This is a genomic window from Nocardia aurea, from assembly GCF_003123685.1.
GTDB classification, from domain to species: Bacteria; Actinomycetota; Actinomycetes; order Mycobacteriales; family Mycobacteriaceae; genus Nocardia; species Nocardia aurea.
On the sequence record NZ_QCYJ01000155.1, the window covers coordinates 1 to 2,276 of the forward strand.

Below are 2,276 nucleotides of genomic sequence, written 5' to 3' on the forward strand. Positions count from 1 at the left end.
GTCGGGTGCGCTGCCGGGTGGGTGAACGGCTGCCGGCCCGGGGGCAGCGTGTGCGGCTGAGGCATCGTGTGCGACTGGGGCAGCACGTGTGTCTGGGGCAGCGTGCGCGGCTGCGGCTGCGAATGCGGCCGGGGGTCGGGCGGATATGGCCCCGCGGGCCGTACAGGCGGCACGGGGCCGGAGGCGGCCGCGGCGGTGCCCTGCTGGAGCAGGCCGGGTGAGGGGCCGTGGCCGAGCAGCCGCATGAGCGCGTCGCTCGCGCTCGGCCGGCGCGCCGGGTCCTTGGCCAGGCAGTCCGTCACCAGGGCGCGCAGGGCGGGATCTCCGACGCTGCCGACGTCGGGCTCGGTGTGCATGATCCGGTTGACCACGGCGGGCAGGCTGTCCTGGCCGAACGGCGCGTGTCCCGACGCCGCGAACAGCAGCGTGCACGCCCAGGCGAACATGTCCGACGGCGGGCCGGGGCTCGCCTCGGTGAGCTGCTCGGGCGCCATGTACGACGGCGTCCCGATGGCGCTGGCGGTCAGCGTGGAGGTCAGGTCGAGCGCGCGGGCGATGCCGAAGTCGATCACGCGGGGGCCGTCGGAGCCGAGCAGCACGTTCGACGGCTTGAAGTCGCGGTGCACGATGCCCGCCTGGTGGATGGCGACCAGTGCGGTGATCGTGCCGATGGCCAGCCGGTGCAGCGACGTCCCCGAGCGGGGTCCCTCGGCCCGCACCACGTCGGCGAGCGTCGGGCCGTCGATGTACTCGCTCACGATGTACGGCCGGTCGCCGAACAGCCCGGTCTCGACGACCTGAGCCGTGCAGAACGGCGCCACCCGCCTGGCCATCGCCACCTCGCGGACGAACCGCATGGACGCCTCCGCGTCTCCCGCGAGGTCGGAGCGGAGCAGCTTGACAGCCACCTTGGCTCCGTTCGGGGCCGACGCGAGGTAGACGGTGCCCTGCCCGCCCTCGCCCAGCCGCCCGTCCAGGATGTAGTCCCCCACCGAGGTGGGATCCCCTGGCCGCAGGGCCGCGAGGTCCGGCATTCCAACCCCCACATATGGCGTCTTTGCCGCCATTCTGGTGGCTGGCGGGCTCTCGCGTCAGCCCTTCAAGGCAGGCACCTGTTCTGATTGTCCAGGTATGGGGAGTAACATCCCGATCACCGGAGGGGGACGGGCGTCACACGGTGTCGGCGATCGCGCCCGGGTCCTCCATCTGGACGTGGCGCCCGCAGCGGGGCAGGCGGACCAGCTTGGCGTCCAGCAGCTCGGCCAGCCGCCGCCGGCAGCGACTCCGCACGCCCGAGCTGATCACCGTCACCGGCACGTCTGGCAGCGGGTGGTCGGCCCTGATCCGGCGCAGGTCGGCGGCCATGTCACGGCGGGCCAGCCACTCTCCCGCCACGGCGGCCACCACCCGGCCGCGCACCTGGACGCGCCGCGGATCCACGACGCCGGTGAGCATCCGGTGGGCCGCCGGGCCCGCCACGCGCGCCAGCGCGGTGGCCCCCCACGTGCTGCCCAGCGCGGGCATCCAGGGGCCGAGCTCCCGGCAGAGCGTGGAGGGACGCGGCCTGCGCCACCTGAAGCAGGTGGGATTGACGAGGACCAGCTTGGACACGCGCATCGGGTGCAGCCTGGCGAACGCCTCGGCGTGCCAGGCGGCGACGGAGTGGGCCACGACGGTGACCTGCTCGGGATGGGCCGGGGCCAGCGCCGCCAGGCGGGCCGCCTCGCCGTACAGGGTGGGCGGAACCGGCACGGCGGGGCTGAGCCCCAGGCCGGGGCGGTCGAAGCGGGTCACCCGGTGGCCGCGCGACAGCTCGCCGGCCACCCGGTCCCAGTGGAACGAGGCCCCCGCCATCCCCGCGCTGAGCAGCACGGCGGGCCCGGCGCCCTGCTCGATCACGTGCTGCGGGCGCGCCCTGCGCACCGGCGCGTCGGCGATGAGGAGCCTGAGCGCGACGTACACGAGCCAGCTCGCGATGAGCGTCACCTGGACGCGCTGGACGGCGCCCACCAGCTGGCCGGTGGCGACGGCGGCGAGCGCGAGCACGGTGACGCCCAGGCAGGCGCCCGTGAGCAGCGAGGCGCCCCAGGCGTTCCAGCGCAGGGTCAGCAGCACCATGGAGGCCAGCACGGCCGCGGTGGGCAGCACGCCGGTCGCGGCGTGCACGTGGTGCGACAGCGACAGCGGCCCGCTCGCGCAGGCCGGGTCGCTGAGGACCGCGCAGTCGAACGGGAACGCGCTGCCGACCACCGTGAAAACGCCGAAGCCGGCCATCG

At 74.7% G+C, this 2,276-nt stretch carries 2 protein-coding genes; both read right to left on the reverse strand.

The annotated features are described in order from the left end of the window. A partial coding sequence (locus DAT37_RS38860) for a serine/threonine-protein kinase (RefSeq protein WP_198654659.1) occupies window positions 1–1,034 on the reverse strand: 1,034 nt, incomplete at its 3' end. Between the two features lie 136 nt (window positions 1,035–1,170). Beyond that, window positions 1,171–2,276, reverse strand: a 1,106-nt coding sequence (locus DAT37_RS38865; protein WP_109529959.1) for an alpha/beta fold hydrolase, incomplete at its 5' end; no start/stop codon positions are given.